This window comes from uncultured Metabacillus sp., from assembly GCF_947503125.1.
GTDB lineage: Bacteria > Bacillota > Bacilli > Bacillales > Bacillaceae > Metabacillus.
In genome coordinates this window covers 1-15,736 of the sequence record NZ_CANNCR010000049.1, presented here as the reverse complement: position 1 = coordinate 15,736, position 15,736 = coordinate 1, and the positions used below count along the sequence as shown (strand labels likewise).

At 41.1% G+C, this 15,736-nt stretch carries 10 protein-coding genes and 1 pseudogene; all 11 read right to left on the bottom strand.

Features of this window, described 5'->3' with window-relative positions; all coding sequences use genetic code 11:
- Positions 1-226 precede the first annotated feature (226 nt).
- The 11 genes and pseudogenes from uvrA to Q1B07_RS20915 all read right to left on the bottom strand — a co-directional run bounded on the left by uvrA (position 227) and on the right by Q1B07_RS20915 (position 15,636).
- Positions 227-3,100 (bottom strand): excinuclease ABC subunit UvrA, encoded by a 2,874-nt coding sequence (gene uvrA, locus Q1B07_RS20965; RefSeq protein WP_299093816.1) that lies wholly within the window; start codon positions 3,098-3,100, stop codon positions 227-229.
- 7 nt (positions 3,101-3,107) lie between these two features.
- The gene (gene uvrB, locus Q1B07_RS20960; RefSeq protein ID WP_299093815.1) at positions 3,108-5,093 is read right to left on the bottom strand and encodes an excinuclease ABC subunit UvrB; all 1,986 of its coding nucleotides are present in this window, start codon (positions 5,091-5,093) and stop codon (positions 3,108-3,110) included.
- A 276-nt stretch (positions 5,094-5,369) separates the two neighbouring features.
- Positions 5,370-5,600, bottom strand: a complete 231-nt coding sequence (locus Q1B07_RS20955) for a DUF2198 family protein (RefSeq protein ID WP_299093814.1) — start codon at positions 5,598-5,600, stop codon at positions 5,370-5,372.
- Positions 5,601-5,617: 17 nt separating this feature from the next.
- Positions 5,618-6,058 (bottom strand): N-acetyltransferase, encoded by a 441-nt coding sequence (locus Q1B07_RS20950; RefSeq protein ID WP_299093813.1) that lies wholly within the window; start codon positions 6,056-6,058, stop codon positions 5,618-5,620.
- Positions 6,059-6,168: 110 nt separating this feature from the next.
- A complete protein-coding gene (locus Q1B07_RS20945; RefSeq protein WP_299093812.1) occupies positions 6,169-7,749 on the bottom strand; it encodes a peptide chain release factor 3 in 1,581 nt (526 codons plus the stop codon).
- 330 nt (positions 7,750-8,079) lie between these two features.
- The gene (locus Q1B07_RS20940) at positions 8,080-8,262 is read right to left on the bottom strand and encodes a hypothetical protein (protein ID WP_299833556.1); all 183 of its coding nucleotides are present in this window, start codon (positions 8,260-8,262) and stop codon (positions 8,080-8,082) included.
- A 130-nt stretch (positions 8,263-8,392) separates the two neighbouring features.
- Complete coding sequence (locus tag Q1B07_RS20935; protein ID WP_299093831.1) at positions 8,393-10,924, bottom strand: GH32 C-terminal domain-containing protein; 2,532 nt, start codon at positions 10,922-10,924, stop codon at positions 8,393-8,395.
- Between the two features lie 33 nt (positions 10,925-10,957).
- Positions 10,958-12,013: pseudogene (locus tag Q1B07_RS20930) on the bottom strand (family 16 glycoside hydrolase); the annotation flags it as partial.
- Positions 12,014-12,035: 22 nt separating this feature from the next.
- Positions 12,036-13,022, bottom strand: a complete 987-nt coding sequence (locus Q1B07_RS20925; RefSeq protein WP_299093810.1) for an ABC transporter permease — start codon at positions 13,020-13,022, stop codon at positions 12,036-12,038.
- Positions 13,023-13,028: 6 nt separating this feature from the next.
- Positions 13,029-14,585 carry a sugar ABC transporter ATP-binding protein gene (locus tag Q1B07_RS20920; protein ID WP_299093809.1) on the bottom strand — a complete coding sequence of 519 codons (1,557 nt, stop codon included), beginning with the start codon at positions 14,583-14,585 and terminating at the stop codon, positions 13,029-13,031.
- Between the two features lie 79 nt (positions 14,586-14,664).
- On the bottom strand, positions 14,665-15,636 hold the full coding sequence (locus Q1B07_RS20915) for an ABC transporter substrate-binding protein (protein ID WP_299093808.1): 972 nt from the start codon (positions 15,634-15,636) through the stop codon (positions 14,665-14,667).
- Positions 15,637-15,736 lie beyond the last annotated feature (100 nt).

The window sequence follows — 15,736 nt, the reverse complement described above, 5'->3', positions numbered from 1 at the left end:
TGATATCGCTTACAATAACTGCAATAATAAATATATCCAAAGTATTCTACTCATTCCGCATATTGGGTAGCTGTCTCGAAAGAATTGGGGCAGCCCTTTTTTATGTGTTGAAATGAAAAAATGGATTTTAAAAAGTTTTTTATAAGTTGAAATTTTATACTATATAAAAAAGAGAGCATCGATGGATTTTTCAATGCTCTCATTATGACTAAACTTAAGGCTGCTTTTATTGAGCAACCTCTTCTTTTTCTTTAATAAGTTTTCTCATTCGCTCACGGTCACGTTCAATGATTGGTTTTAGATACTTTCCTGTATATGATTTGTCATTGTTCATAATGTCCTCGGGTGTTCCGACACCGACGACTTGTCCGCCTTTGTCGCCGCCTTCAGGGCCCATATCAACAAGATAGTCTGCTGCTTTGATTACATCAAGATTATGTTCAATGACCAAGACGGTATCACCGTTTTCGACTAACCGCTGCAGCACCTTCAATAATCGGGCAATGTCATGGACGTGAAGCCCTGTTGTTGGTTCGTCAAGAATATATAATGATTTTCCATTTGAACGTCTGTGAAGTTCTGAGGCAAGTTTTACCCTTTGCGCTTCACCGCCTGATAGAGTTGTCGCCGGCTGTCCAAGTTTGACATAGCCCAGACCGACATCTAAGATCGTTTGCAGCTTCCGTTTAATTTTCGGAATGTTTTCAAAGAATGACACGGCATCCTCTACCGTCATTTCAAGAATATCTGCAATGTTTTTCCCTTTATACGTAACCTCGAGTGTTTCACGATTGTAACGTTTGCCATGGCAAACCTCACAAGGGACGTAAACGTCTGGAAGGAAGTGCATTTCAATTTTAATAATCCCATCACCACGGCAGGCCTCACAGCGGCCGCCCTTCACATTGAAGCTAAAGCGGCCTTTCTTATAGCCGCGAACCTTCGCTTCATTTGTTGCTGCAAATACATCGCGAATATCATCAAACACACCTGTATAGGTAGCAGGATTGGAACGCGGTGTTCGGCCAATTGGTGATTGGTCAATATCAATAACCTTTTCAAGATGCTCGATTCCTTTTACTTCTTTATGCTCGCCAGGCTTTGCTTTGGCATTGTGAAGCTTTTGGGCGAGCGATTTATGAAGAATTTCATTGACCAATGTACTTTTCCCTGAACCGGAAACACCCGTTACGGCAATAAATGTCCCTAGAGGGAACTTCACACCGACGTTTTTCAGGTTATTTTCCTTGGCACCTTTAATTTCAATATAGCGGCCAGCAGGTTTTTTTCGTTCATATGGAAGCGGAATAAACTTCTTCCCTGACAAGTATTGCCCGGTTAAGGAGTTGTTATCATTCATCACCTCTTCAGGCTTACCGGCAGAAATAATTTCTCCGCCATGTATCCCTGCTCCTGGGCCAATATCGATTAAATAATCAGCGGCCATCATTGTATCTTCATCATGTTCCACGACTATTAACGTATTGCCGATATCGCGCATATTTTGCATGGTTTGGATGAGACGGTCATTGTCGCGCTGATGCAATCCGATTGAGGGCTCATCAAGTATGTACAGCACACCTGTTAACCTGGAACCAATTTGCGTGGCAAGGCGAATCCGCTGTGCCTCACCGCCGGATAATGTCCCGGCTGCACGGTTAAGTGTTAAATAATCGAGTCCGACATTATTTAAAAAGCCTAAGCGCTCGCTTATTTCTTTTAAGATTAAGTTTGCAATTGTCATTTCCTTCTCTGTTAGGGCTATGTGTTGAAAGAACGATAGTGAATCCTGAACAGATAGCTTCGTGATTTCACCAATATGTTTGCCGTCAATTAAGACAGCAAGTGTTTCTTGCTTTAAGCGATGCCCTTTACACGTAGGACAGTTTTGCTGACCCATATATTTTTCCATTTGCTCGCGAATATAGTCTGAGCTTGTTTCTTTATAACGGCGTTCCACATTGCGGACTACACCTTCGAATTGAATATAGTTCTCCCTGATTTGGCCAAAATCATTTTCATAACGGAAATAGATTTGTTCACCATTGCTGCCAAATAGGATTTTATCAAGCAAATGCTTTGGTATGTCCTTTACTGGTGTATCCATATCAATGCCATAATGGTTGCAAACTGCCTCAAGCATTTGCGGATAATATTGTGAGCTTGTCGATTCCCATGGTGCTATTGCATTTTCACGCAGGGTAAGCTCTTTATTCGGAATAATAAGGTCGAGATCTACCTCAAGCTTTGTTCCAAGGCCATCACATTCAGGACAGGCACCAAACGGGCTGTTAAAGGAGAACATCCTCGGTTCAAGTTCACCGATGGAAAAACCGCACTGCGGGCAGGCATGGTGCTCACTGAATAAAAGCTCTTCTTCGCCGATGACATCAATAATCACCTTGCCTTCTCCAAGCTGTAAGGCTGATTCCAGGGAATCTGCCAGGCGTGAAGAAATCCCCTCTTTTACGACAATCCGGTCGATGACAACCTCGATCGAATGCTTCTTATTTTTATCCAATTCAATTTCATCAGCAAGCTCCATCATTTCACCGTCAACACGAACACGAACATAGCCTTGCTTTTTAATTTCTTCAAAAACCTTTACATGGGCCCCTTTTCTTCCTGAAACGACAGGTGCAAGAATTTGGAGCTTTGTTCGTTCAGGGTATTCCAAGATTCGGTCTACCATTTGTTCAATCGTTTGCGAAGAAATCTCATTGCCATGAATCGGACAGGTTGGGCGGCCTACTCTTGCATAGAGTAGTCGCAAATAGTCATAAATTTCGGTTACGGTTCCAACCGTTGACCGGGGATTACGGCTCGTTGTTTTTTGATCGATCGAAATGGCTGGAGACAGCCCTTCGATCGCATCAACATCAGGTTTATCCATTTGTCCAAGAAATTGGCGGGCGTAAGCTGATAAGGATTCAACATAGCGCCGTTGTCCCTCTGCATAAATCGTATCAAACGCAAGGGATGATTTTCCTGAGCCTGACAACCCTGTCAGCACAACAAGCTTATCCCGCGGAATGGTCACATCAATATTTTTTAAGTTGTGAGCACGTGCTCCTTTCACAACGATATGTTCCATTGCCATACTCGTTTCATCCTTCCGCTTTAAGCTCTAGTATTAAATCACGCAACTCTGCGGCACGCTCGAAGTTTAACGCCTTTGCCGCTTCCTTCATCTCGTTTTCCATTTCAGAAATAACCTTGTCTCGTTCCTTTTTCGTCATTTTCGCTAATTTGCTTGCTCCTGCTGTTTCGTACTGCTCCTGCTCCTCTGCAGCCATTGTTGCCCGAATGACATCACGAATTTCCTTTTGAATCGTCATTGGTGTGATGCCATGCTTTTCATTGAATGCCTGCTGGATTTCCCGGCGTCGCTTCGTTTCATTAATGGCTAATTCCATCGAATTAGTCATTTTATCGGCATACATGATGACATGGCCATCTGCATTCCGTGCAGCACGGCCAATGGTTTGGATAAGCGATCGCTCTGATCGCAAAAATCCTTCCTTATCGGCATCCAGAATCGCTACTAAGGAGACTTCCGGAATATCAAGCCCTTCTCTTAACAGGTTAATTCCAATTAAAACATCATATTTTCCAAGGCGTAGTTCTCTGATGATTTCAATCCGTTCTAATGTTTTGATTTCAGAATGCAAGTAATTAACCTTAATGCCAATTTCTTTTAAATAGTCGGTTAAATCCTCAGACATTTTTTTCGTTAACGTCGTAATTAGCACACGTTGATTTTTCGCGACCCTTGCCTGAATTTCACCAATTAAATCATCGATCTGTCCTTCAATTGGACGTACATCGATCGTCGGATCAAGCAAGCCTGTCGGACGAATGATCTGCTCGATCATCTCTGGGGTATGTTCAAGTTCATATGGGCCTGGTGTCGCTGAAACGTAGACAATATTATGAATATGCTTTTCAAATTCTTCAAAACGAAGCGGGCGGTTATCTAAGGCTGATGGCAGACGGAAACCATGATCCACCAGCACTTGCTTCCGCGCTTGGTCACCATTATACATACCCCTGATTTGAGGTAGGGTAACATGTGACTCATCAATGACAATTAAAAAGTCGTCTGGAAAGAAATCCAGCAAGGTATAAGGTGTTGACCCTGCAGGACGAAGTGTGAGATGGCGTGAATAGTTCTCAATCCCTGAACAAAAGCCCATTTCTCTCATCATTTCCAGATCATATCTTGTTCGCTGCTCAAGACGCTGCGCTTCCAGCAGCTTGCCGTTTTCCCGCATGTCCTTTAAACGTTCCTCAAGCTCTGCCTCAATATTGAGGATTGCCTTTTGCATCTTTTCATCTCTTGTTACGAAGTGGGAGGCAGGGAAGATCGCAACATGCTCCCGTTCGCCTAAAATTTCGCCTGTTAATGCATCAACCTCGCGAATCCGGTCAATTTCATCTCCGAAAAATTCAACGCGAATACACTGCTCATCCCGGGAAGCCGGGAAAATTTCAACAACATCTCCGCGTACGCGGAAGGTACCTCTTCGGAAGTCGATATCATTCCGTTCATATTGAACGTCAACGAGCTTCCGAAGCAGCTGGTTCCGTTCTATCTCCATACCTGTTCGCAAGCTCACAACAAGCTCTCTATATTCCTCTGGAGAACCGAGGCCGTAAATACAGGATACACTGGCAATAATGATGACATCCTTGCGTTCGAATAAAGCAGATGTGGCTGAGTGGCGAAGCTTATCGATTTCATCATTAATGCTTGCATCCTTTTCGATAAAGGTATCTGTTTGCGGAACATAGGCCTCAGGCTGATAATAATCATAATAACTGACAAAATACTCGACAGCATTGTTCGGGAAAAATTCCTTAAACTCGCTGTAGAGTTGTCCTGCTAACGTTTTATTATGGGCAATAACCAATGTTGGTTTGTTTACTTCTTTTATGACATTGGAAACAGTGAAGGTTTTCCCTGTTCCCGTTGCACCTAGCAATGTTTGATGTTTTTTTCCTTGCTGAATTCCAGCGACTAATGACTTTATTGCCTCAGGCTGATCACCCTGCGGCTTGTATTTCGAGACTAATTCAAATTGCTCGCTCACGCATAAGCCTCCATTCAGAAAGTTTCTGGTAGTAATAGTTTACCACAAATAAATGGAAAATCACTAAAAATACGAACTATAGTTCGTATTTTTTTATCGTGTATATTGTTAAACAGGTTTTTTATTTTGATTATGTAAGAAATCATGGGCATTTTTGCAACTTATAAAAATAATCTTGCAACTACATATTTCTTTGAATCAATGAAAAAAGAAGCACCATTTGGTAGCTCCCTTCCTTCTATTAAGTATATCTCGTTTTGGCTGTGCGCAAACCTCTTACTTTTTTAATAATGCTGCTTTCATTTTTCGTGCATAGAAAAATCCGGCTGTAAGGGAGGAAATGTCCAATGCAATAATAAATGGATTATATGTATATCCTTTTATGTAAGAAGCAATGAGCAGTGCCGCTGTTAGCGCCGTTCCTACATAGTGGTTATAACTTACTCGCGTAAAGAGGACCACTAATAAAAAGGGGAGGAACAGCGCTAGGATTACTTTTAATACCATATTTATTCTCCTTTACGCTATAGTGATAGATTATAGAAATACACGGAATCCTCTTTTTCATAACCTAAGCTTTCATAAAGAGCTTGAGCCTTCGTATTGTCCTTCATTGTTTCCAACAGGATCCCGGCAGCATTTGCTTGTTGTGCCAATGCCTTTGCCTGGTTCATTAATGCTCTGGCTACACCGTTCCGACGATAAGCTTCCCCAACAAATAAATCGTTCAGCAGCCACTTTCGTTTCATGCCAACTGATGTAAAGATTGGGTATAACTGTACAAAGCCCATTGGTTTTCCCTTATCCACCGCTAAATAGATAACTGATTCTTTTTTCTTTATCCGCTCTTCAATAAACGCTTTAGCACCAACAATATCCGATTGCTGGCCATAAAATACTCTGTATTCATTAAAAAGTGATGAAGCATCGTCAATGTCTTTTAAGGTTGCTTGAATGATCTGCAATTTTAGTCCCCCGTTCTTGCAAGCTTGCAGCTTCTAGTCTTCCATCACCATCATACCACGCTGCCAATGAAAGAGGCTAACTCCAACTAGGAATTAGCCTGTCATAATCGTTATGATGTAACACCTTGATAGTCATTTTCTTCAAATAGATCGACCAGTTCAATATCCTTTTGTTTTTCTAAGAAATATCTTAGCGTAAATTCATTTTCAAATAGGACAGCATAAGCGCCATGGCGGTCGCGAACTAACATGCTTCTTGAATCAAAGAATCGTTTTTCAAACTTTTCATTTTTAATCCAGCGCGGGATTCTCTCACCAAGTGATGTGAATTCAAGTTCGACATTGTACTCAGCCTTCATTCTGTATTCAAACACCTCAAACTGCAGCTGTCCGACTGCTCCTAAAATAATGGAATCATTGAGATCCTGTCTGAATAATTGGATCGCACCTTCTTGAACAAGCTGCTCAATCCCTTTTCTGAACTGCTTTGCTTTCATAACGTTTTTTGCTTGAACCCGTCTAAATAACTCAGGCGGGAATTGTGGCAGTTCTTCATAGTGATATTGGCCTTTTCCCTCAATTAAGGTATCACCAATTTGATAAATGTTTGGATCATATATTCCAATGATATCTCCCGGATAGGCTTCATCAACCGTATCACGGTCCTTTGCCATAAACGCTTGGGTTTGATTCAGCTTAATTGTTTTATTTGTCCGGCTAAGATTTACGCTCATGCCCCGTTCAAATTTCCCTGAACAAACGCGTAAAAACGCAATCCGATCACGGTGAGCCGGGTTCATATTCGCTTGGATTTTGAAGATATAACCTGAGAATTGATTTTTCTCCGGCTCGACTAATCCTTCATTTGTCTTGCGTGGCTGCGGCTGTGCAGCAAATTGCAGGAAGGTATCAAAAAAGGTTTGCACACCAAAATTCGCTAACGCACTTCCGAAAAAGACCGGCGTTAACTCACCTTTTTTTACTCGCTCAGGAGAAAATTCATTTCCCGCTTCCTCAAGAAGCTCGATTTCCCCTAATGTTTCTTGGTAGACTGGCTGCTCCTCAATTCCATGGTTTCCAATCTCCTGTAAAGGAATGATTTTCTCTTTCTCTTCTCCTTTAAACTGAACGATACGGTCGTTAAAACGATCGTATATTCCTAAAAATCGTTTCCCCATCCCAATAGGCCAGTTCATTGGATAGGACTCGATCCCAAGCACTTCCTCGATTTCCGAAAGCAGCTCCAACGGCTCCCTTCCTTCGCGGTCAAGCTTATTAATAAAGGTAAAGATCGGTATCCCTCTCATCCGGCAAACCTTAAATAGCTTAATCGTTTGCGGCTCCACACCTTTTGTGGAATCAATAATCATCACGACACTATCAACAGCCGTTAATGTACGGTACGTGTCTTCACTAAAATCTTCATGTCCCGGTGTGTCCAAAATATTGACATGAAACTCATGGTATGGGAAGCTCATGACACTCGATGTAACCGAGATCCCACGCTTCTTTTCGATCTCCATCCAGTCTGATGCAGCATATTTACCTGTTTTTTTCCCTTTTACTGTACCAGTTGATCGAATTACCTGCCCAAAATATAACAGCTTTTCTGTTAAGGTCGTTTTCCCAGCATCAGGGTGTGAGATGATGGCAAACGTCCGTCGTTTATTTATTTCTTGTTGTAAGCTCATTCGCAATAACCTCTTTTTAATATGTTCGTGTTTCAACTATACTATAAAGATAAGCAAAGAACAATTTGTTATCTATTCGTCTAATCAATTAATATGCAGGGCAACCATCTTTGTGATTTTAGACAAATAAAAAAAGCGCAAGGAGCCTGCCTATCGGCGACAAGCATAAGTCAAACAGGAATAGAAGGTGTTCTTTACCTTCAATTCCTGTTTGACTTATGACCTCGAGCCGATGGCGCCTGGAGCTAGATTCAGAAACGCAAGCTATGTTAAGAAAATATATAAATTCTAATATTAGAAAAAAACAGGAGCACCCTCCTGCTTTGCCTCTCATTTTCCATAATGTTTTATTGTCCTATTCCGTGTCTTGCCTTTTTCATCATGTGAATAGAGCATCTCCCATGAGCTCTTATATCGGTATTTTTTGCCCCATACATCAATGAGCATTCTTAATCCGGTAATAAAACTTAAAAGTAAAAGCACGACAATTAAAAATAGAATTTCTTTCATCATTACTCCCCCAATCATCCTTGTACCATGTATATGCTTATGAACAAAAATCATTCGTCATTTTTATGATGATTGGGGGAGATCATGATCCTATTCTAAACGGACTGTAAAACCCTACCCTTGAAGTCCCACCTTATTCCCTTGATTCCGTTAACTTGGTTTTTACGTGGTTAAACACTGCCGTTGAATCCCAGACATTCAGTCCAAAGTATCCTTCTTTATAGGTTTTGTCATTTGCGTCAATGACAAGTTTTCCATCTAAGTAAGCCTTAATGTTATCACCTGCAGCTACTACTTTAAGATGATAGGTTTCATTTGCTCGCAGGTTAAGGTTTCCTTTATTGTTATAGGAAGCAAGGCCATGGCCGACACCATTTACAAATTTGATTAGTTTGACAACATTATTTTTCACATCAATATTGACAGCATACAAGTTTTTCGCTTCTGAATCTGAGCGAAAAATCAATGCTCCCGCACCTACTAAATTTCCAACTGTATCTTTATTAGGATCATTTGGATGGGAGTCCGTATCAAGAATTTTTATGTCTGCTTCATACTTAAAATTGCCTCCCGCTTCATTCGATAAAATAAATGCATCCCCACTGCTTTGTCCCTGTTTTCCTGCAATTGTATCTGTCCACCTGCCATTTATTGTTTTCCAACCAGTTAAGGTTGATATAAATCCGCTTTTTTTCCAGATGCTCTTTAATGGATAGATATCCAAAGTTTTCAATGTTACATTTCCATCCTTACTATAAATCTTAACTCCTTTGCTTGTTGGACTAGGGAAGATTTGATCAGTAATAACTGTCTCTCCATTGTTGCCAAACACTTCAACAGCAGAACGATCGACAAAGATATGCATTTTCACTGTTCCATCTGACACAGATAGAGGACCTTCATGCATCTCTAAAACATCGCTGCCATAATCAAAAGAATCCGATTTCGTTCGGTCAACAAATAATTGCTTGTTCACAACGTCATAGCCTATTTTTGTATACTCATCTGCAGAGCCTTTACGAACTTCAAAGCCAAATTCAGTTGCCTTTATATTAGAGACATCAAATTCAGCAATCATTTCAAAAGCATCTCCTGAAAAATCATCTAACAGATGGCTCTCATTTGAAATCACTTTATTTTTATACGATAATTTCTTGCTACTGTCTCGAATCGAATTGAGCGAAACCCGCGTTTGTTTTAAACGCAATCCCTCTTCTGTTTGAGTAAGCTCTATCTTGCGGGGCAAGCTCATTGAACTTCTCCATGTTGTCGTTGGTGTTTTGTTGGCGTATTGCCAGTTGCTCATCCATCCTAGCCAATATTTTTCGCCATTCTCGCCCTGGGTTCCGCTCCATTCAACTGCTGCATAGAAATCAGCTCCGTAATCGGTCCATAATACTTGATCAGAAGGATTCTCATTTTGGAACGTTTTTCCGTCAAAACTGCCAACAAAATACTGCATGCCAGATCCGCCAGCAGGAGCACCATCATTTATACTTACTTGCAGCACCCACTTTGTTTTTGTCGGATCGCCATCAATCGGCAATTCAACCAAAGCAGGACATTCCCAAATGCCGCCATTGCTGCCGTGTGTAGAAGGGATCCATTCACCGGAAACAGCCGTCCAGTCTGTAAGGGTTCCGCTCTGCTTCACTTCTGCTTCCACAGGTTCTTTTGCAACATGGTCAACTTCTGCAGGCATAGGGCCCTCATTATAAACATGAACATCATCCAGATTTATATGACCCCAGCCGCCTAAAGCATGGTCAACCACTTTCAAATAGAGGACTTCACCGATATAATCAGAAGCATCCCATACGTATTTGTTATACTTTTCCTCATTAAATTTCGTATTTGCCTGGCGAATTAATTCTTTATTATCAGAGGCTCTTACTAATGATACATGGCGGTTGCCAATGTCATTCCCGCCGCCCAATAAGAAATTAATTTCACCCGTTCCGCCTAGCTTAAAGTAAGAGGAATGCAGTTCACCTGTTGCATCATCTCCACCCTGAAGATCCGAAAATCCCCATAAATGGTAGTTTCCTTCATGGCCAAATGGACCGCCCCAATAGGATGCAGCAGCTGTCACATGATCATTTGTAAATGCATTTCCTTCGATTGCTTTCCAGCCAGTTAAATCACCTGTTTCGAAATCATGATTCATGATTTCCTTGTCATTTGTTACGATGTTCTTATTCAATTGAACATCTTGAAAAATCGTCGAGGAATTCCAAATGTTCAAGCCTACATAGCCAGATGAAAAAGTAGTGTCATTGATGTCATGAATAAGCTGGTTATCTACATAGACTTTAATGTTTTCTCCATACGTACAAACTTCTAAATGGTATGTCTTATCTGCATCAAGATTCATTGCTTTTTCAGTTAAGACTGAAATCTGTCCATTTTCAATTTTCATTAGCTTGACCACATCATTCAGTGCATCGATATTTGCAAAATATCCATTCTTTGCATCAGCATCTGCCCGGAAAACGAGTGCGCCTGCTCCATTTCCGCCTTTATCTCCAGAAATAGTGAGCTCTGCTTCATAAATAAAGTTCTCAGACGTGTTGCTGCTCATGATAAAAGCGTCATCAGTGGAGCTCCCTCTTTTCCCATCTAATGTATCTTCCCATGAGCCATTTACGACCTTCCATTTAGACAGGTTCGTTACAAAATTTGATTTATTAGTAAATTCAACATTTCTAAAAGCCGCTGTAGAATTCCATGCAGACAAACCGTAGTAACCGCTTTCAAAAGATGAATCATTTGCTTCTATAATAAGCTGGTCATTCACAGCAACTCTGATTTGATCTCCATTGGCATTGATCTTCACATGATAGGTCGTTGAGGTTTTTAACGTTAAGGGTTTGCGGGCAATTTCTTTTGTCATGCCATCGACATTTTTACTTAAAGTGACAACATCGTTTTTTGCATCCAGGTTGGCCACATATCCATTTTTCGCATCCTTGTCAGCGCGAAATACGAGACCGCCCGCTCCTTCACGGCCATTCTTTTCGTTAAGGGTGATGTCTCCCTCATAGCTAAATGATCCGCCTGTTTGCGAAGACATCGCGTAAGAGGTGCGATCAAGACTATTTGCCTGGATCCCGCCATCTGGACCAAATTCACTGGCAAACTCCCAGTCTTTTAAATTCGGTGACGTATAAAACATGACCTTATTTTTTGCTGCTAATGACATGACCCACTGGCTTGTATCTTCATGCCAAAATACCTTCGGATCTCGCCAATCAGGTATCGGAGGATTAGGCATAACAGGATTGCCTTCATACTTTTTCCATGTTCTACCTTTATCAAGGCTGTAGGCAAGACTTTGGACTTGGCCTTTTTCCCCTGAATGAGTAAAGATCGCAACCATCGCTTCTTTTCCAAATCCCGCTGTATTGTTCCAATCGATTACAGCACTGCCTGAGAAAATATCTCCGTTTTCATCAGGAGATAAGGCAATCGGCAAATGCTTCCAATGAACAAGATCTTCACTTACCGCATGCCCCCAATGCATCGGTCCCCATGTCGTTCCATATGGATGATACTGATAAAATAAATGATATTCTCCATCATAATAGACCATTCCATTTGGATCATTCATCCAGTTTGCTTCAGGGGAAAAATGAAATTGATTCCGATATGGTTCATTGTAGTACCCAGGATCTTCGGCATAAACGCTGGATAATGGAAAACTAAGTACGATTAAACTGATAAGGCATACAAAAATTCTCCTTTTTATAGACATTTCCAAATAACCCCTTTATCTTTTATTCTGCACTGGTTCCTCTTAAACGATCCAATAAAACAGCCGCAACAATCACACCGCCCTTAACAACCAGCTGCCAATAATAATTCACATCCATGAGTGTCAATCCATTGCTTATAACACCCATGATTAAAACCCCTATGATCGTTCCTTGTATTCTTCCCTTTCCACCAGTTAAGCTTGTTCCTCCTAAAATAACCGCAGCAATGGCATCTAATTCATACATTTGCCCTGCAGTCGGCTGGCCGGAATACAATCTTCCAGCTAATACGACGCCGCCTAAGCCAGCTAATAAGCCGCTAATGGAATAAACATTAATTAATGCCTTTTCAACCTTGATACCTGTTAATCGTGCTGCTTCTTCATTTCCGCCGATTGCATAAATATGGCGGCCAAACATTGTATACTTAAGGACAAAAAACATCACGCCATACACCAAAAGCATGATATAGATCGGGGTAGGCACTCCAAAAATAGCCCCGCCGCCAATGAATTTAAAGGTTTCATTTTGTAAAACAATTGGATAGCCGCCACTTATGACATAAGCAAGACCACGAACATACGTAAAGCTCCCTAAAGTCACGATAAAAGCTGGCAATTTCGTTTTAGCCGTAAAAAAGCCATTTATTAGACCTACCGCATAACCTATTGCTGCACCTGATAACATCGCAAGAATCGGGTTAATTCCTGCGGCAGAAGCCATAACTGAGATAACACCAGATAAAGCAACTGTAGAACCAACTGATAAATCGATGCCGCCTGTTAAAATAACAATTGTCATTCCTGCTGCCAATATTGCTATAATGGAAACCTGCTTTAAAACATTTAATATATTGGCAGTATCTAAAAAGTTTGGTGCTGTGAACGTAAGAACAACACATAATAATAATAGAATCATAACCATTCCTAAACGATTCCATAAATCATGAAGGACATTTCCTACCTGCAGGCTTTGCGATGGTGAAGCTGATTGAATATTTTCCTTCATTTTCCTTCACTCCCCTCTAGTAGCTAAGTGCATAATTTTTTCTTGTGTAGCTTCCTTTCTCGAAAGTTCCCCAGTTAATCTTCCTTCACACATGACAAGGATTCGATCACTGATTCCCAATACTTCCGGAAGCTCAGATGAAATCACCAATACGGCTAAGCCTTCATCGGCAAGCTTTGAGATAATTTTGTGTATTTCAGTCTTTGCCCCAATATCAACACCCCGGGTTGGTTCATCAAGCAGTAAAACCTTAGGTGCAATGGACAGCCATTTAGCGATGACGACTTTTTGTTGATTACCGCCGCTCAAGTGTGAGACCTGCTGATCGGGGGAGGCAATTTTTATATTTAGGTCTTTTATATATTGATCGGCACTTACATGAACCTGTTTCCAACGAACTACCCCTGACTTGGAATGCTTTTTCAATTCTGCCATTAACAGATTCTCTTTTACTGACATCGATAAAAATAAACCTTGTTCTTTGCGACTTTCTGGCACATGGGCAATTCCATTTGCAATCGCATCAATAGGCGATTTTATGTTTACAGCCTTGCCATCTACGTATATTTCCCCGCTTTTCAGCTCCGATGCACCAAATAGAGCTCTAACCAGCTCTGTTCGACCTGCACCTACAAGTCCTGCTAAACCAACAATTTCACCAGGATAAATGTTAAACGAAACATCTTTTACAATGGTATTGTCAGAAACATTTTTCAGTTCTAAAACAGGTGCAGCTCCATATGAGAGCGTTGACTCAGATGCTTTCGTTCGATTAAACAAATCTTTTAAATCCCGTCCAACCATCAGCTTTACAAGGTGGTTAGGGTTTGTCTCTTCAATCGGCCCGCTTGCAATCCACTCACCGTCACGCAAGACAGTGAATCGATTTGAAATCTTAAAGATTTCGTCCATTCTATGAGAAATATAAACGATCGCAACTCCCTGCCTTTTTAAATCTTCAATAATTTTAAACAGCATGACAATCTCTTTATCTGTCAGTGAGGCTGTAGGTTCATCCATGATCAGAACCTCTGCCTGAAAGGATAATGCCCGTGCAATCTCGACCATTTGTTGTTGTGCGACACTCAAGGTTGAAACGAGTTGACGGGGGTTCAGGTTAGATCCCATTGAATCCAGCACCAATTGTGCACGTTCATGTACCTCATCCCATTTGACCATTCCTAAGCGATTTCTCGGAAACGTTGAACCCATTAAAATATTTTCACTGATTGTTAGATTAGGAGAGAGATTTAACTCCTGGTGGATCACGCTTATTCCTCGATTTCTTGCATCAACAGGGTCCTTCCATGCTATAGGCTGACCTTTAAAATAGATCGATCCGCCATCATGATCAGGTGAATGGATCCCTGCAAGGATTTTCATAAAGGTTGATTTCCCGGCACCATTCTCTCCCATTAAAGCGTGTACTTCTCCTGGATAAAGTTCCATTCTTACATTGTTTAATACCTTTACACCTGAAAATGTTTTACTTATCCCTTCAAGACTCAGAACCGGCAATTTATGAATTTGTCGATTTTTTGGTAACATCTCTTTAACAGCCATACGTCAATCCCACCCGTTATTTTTTTAAAAAGGCTGAATAAGGGGATGGACCCTTATCAGCCTCTTTCATCAGGGAGGCTTACCAACCCTTGTAAGAATCTAATGTTTCTTGAGTGACTAGCTCAACAGGTACTTTTATCATCTCGTCAACTTTTTCCCCATTTTTTACTTTCATACCAATTTCAACTGCTTTTTTCACCATCTCACTAGGTGATTGAGCTGAAGTTGCCATAATTGAGCTTCCTTCTTTTTTCATTGCTTCTGTCACTTCAGGAGCACCGTCAACACCTACAATGAAAAACTCATCTTTTCTTCCAGCTTGCTCTTGAGCAATTTCCACTCCGATTGCCTCAGGGTCATTGATCGCAAATACAGCGTCAATTGAGCCGGACGGATTCGCTTGCAAAATGCTTTCCATAACGGATAATGCTTTTTCACGGTTACCTTCACCATTTTGCTTAGCAACTACTTTAATTCCGGATTGTTTAATCACATCCTCAAATCCTTGAATACGGTCTGTTACAGCTGAAACTGGCGGTCCATCGATCATAACAATGTTTCCTTTTCCATTTAATTGTTCAACTACATATTCACCAGCAAGCTGACCTGCTTGGTAGTTATCTGATGTAACCGTTGCATCAACACCGCCCTCAGCATTTGTATCAACTGCAATGACTGGAATACCGGCATCCTTCGCTTGTTGAACGGCTGCAGCAATCCCCTTCGAATCAACTGCATTTAATAAAATCACATCGACCTTTTTGGTAATAAAGTTTTCAATTTGCGAGGTTTGTTTTGCAAGATCATATTCGGCGCTTTCGACAAGAACCTCTGCGCCTAAATCTTTCCCGGCTTCTTCTGCACCCTTTCCCATGGCAACGAAAAATGGATTTGCCATAGTCCCTACTGTTAATCCGATTGTTAATTTATCGTCACCGTTTTCTTGTCCAGCGCTGCCACTTGAAGATTCACTTGCACTGCTGCATGCAGACATTAAAGCGATGATCAATAGGAAAACTAGCACGAATAAGGTTTTTGTATTCTTTTTCATAGTGAGCCCCCTTGTAGGAATTACGTATTGTCAAAACTTATATATTAAAAAGTTAATAATTCCTTGATTTAAAGGGCTTTAAATGCAAAAAACTTGCCAC

Excerpts from the sequence above, each read along its gene's own strand:
- Q1B07_RS20925 (WP_299093810.1), bottom strand. The coding sequence starts at position 13,022 with ATGAAGGAAAATATTCAATCAGCTTCACCATCGCAAAGCCTGCAGGTA.
- Q1B07_RS20945 (WP_299093812.1), bottom strand. The coding sequence starts at position 7,749 with ATGAGCTTACAACAAGAAATAAATAAACGACGGACGTTTGCCATCATC.
- Q1B07_RS20915 (WP_299093808.1), bottom strand. The coding sequence starts at position 15,636 with ATGAAAAAGAATACAAAAACCTTATTCGTGCTAGTTTTCCTATTGATC.
- Q1B07_RS20940 (WP_299833556.1), bottom strand. The coding sequence starts at position 8,262 with ATGATGAAAGAAATTCTATTTTTAATTGTCGTGCTTTTACTTTTAAGT.
- uvrA (WP_299093816.1), bottom strand. The coding sequence starts at position 3,100 with ATGGCAATGGAACATATCGTTGTGAAAGGAGCACGTGCTCACAACTTA.
- Q1B07_RS20920 (WP_299093809.1), bottom strand. The coding sequence starts at position 14,585 with ATGGCTGTTAAAGAGATGTTACCAAAAAATCGACAAATTCATAAATTG.
- Q1B07_RS20955 (WP_299093814.1), bottom strand. The coding sequence starts at position 5,600 with ATGGTATTAAAAGTAATCCTAGCGCTGTTCCTCCCCTTTTTATTAGTG.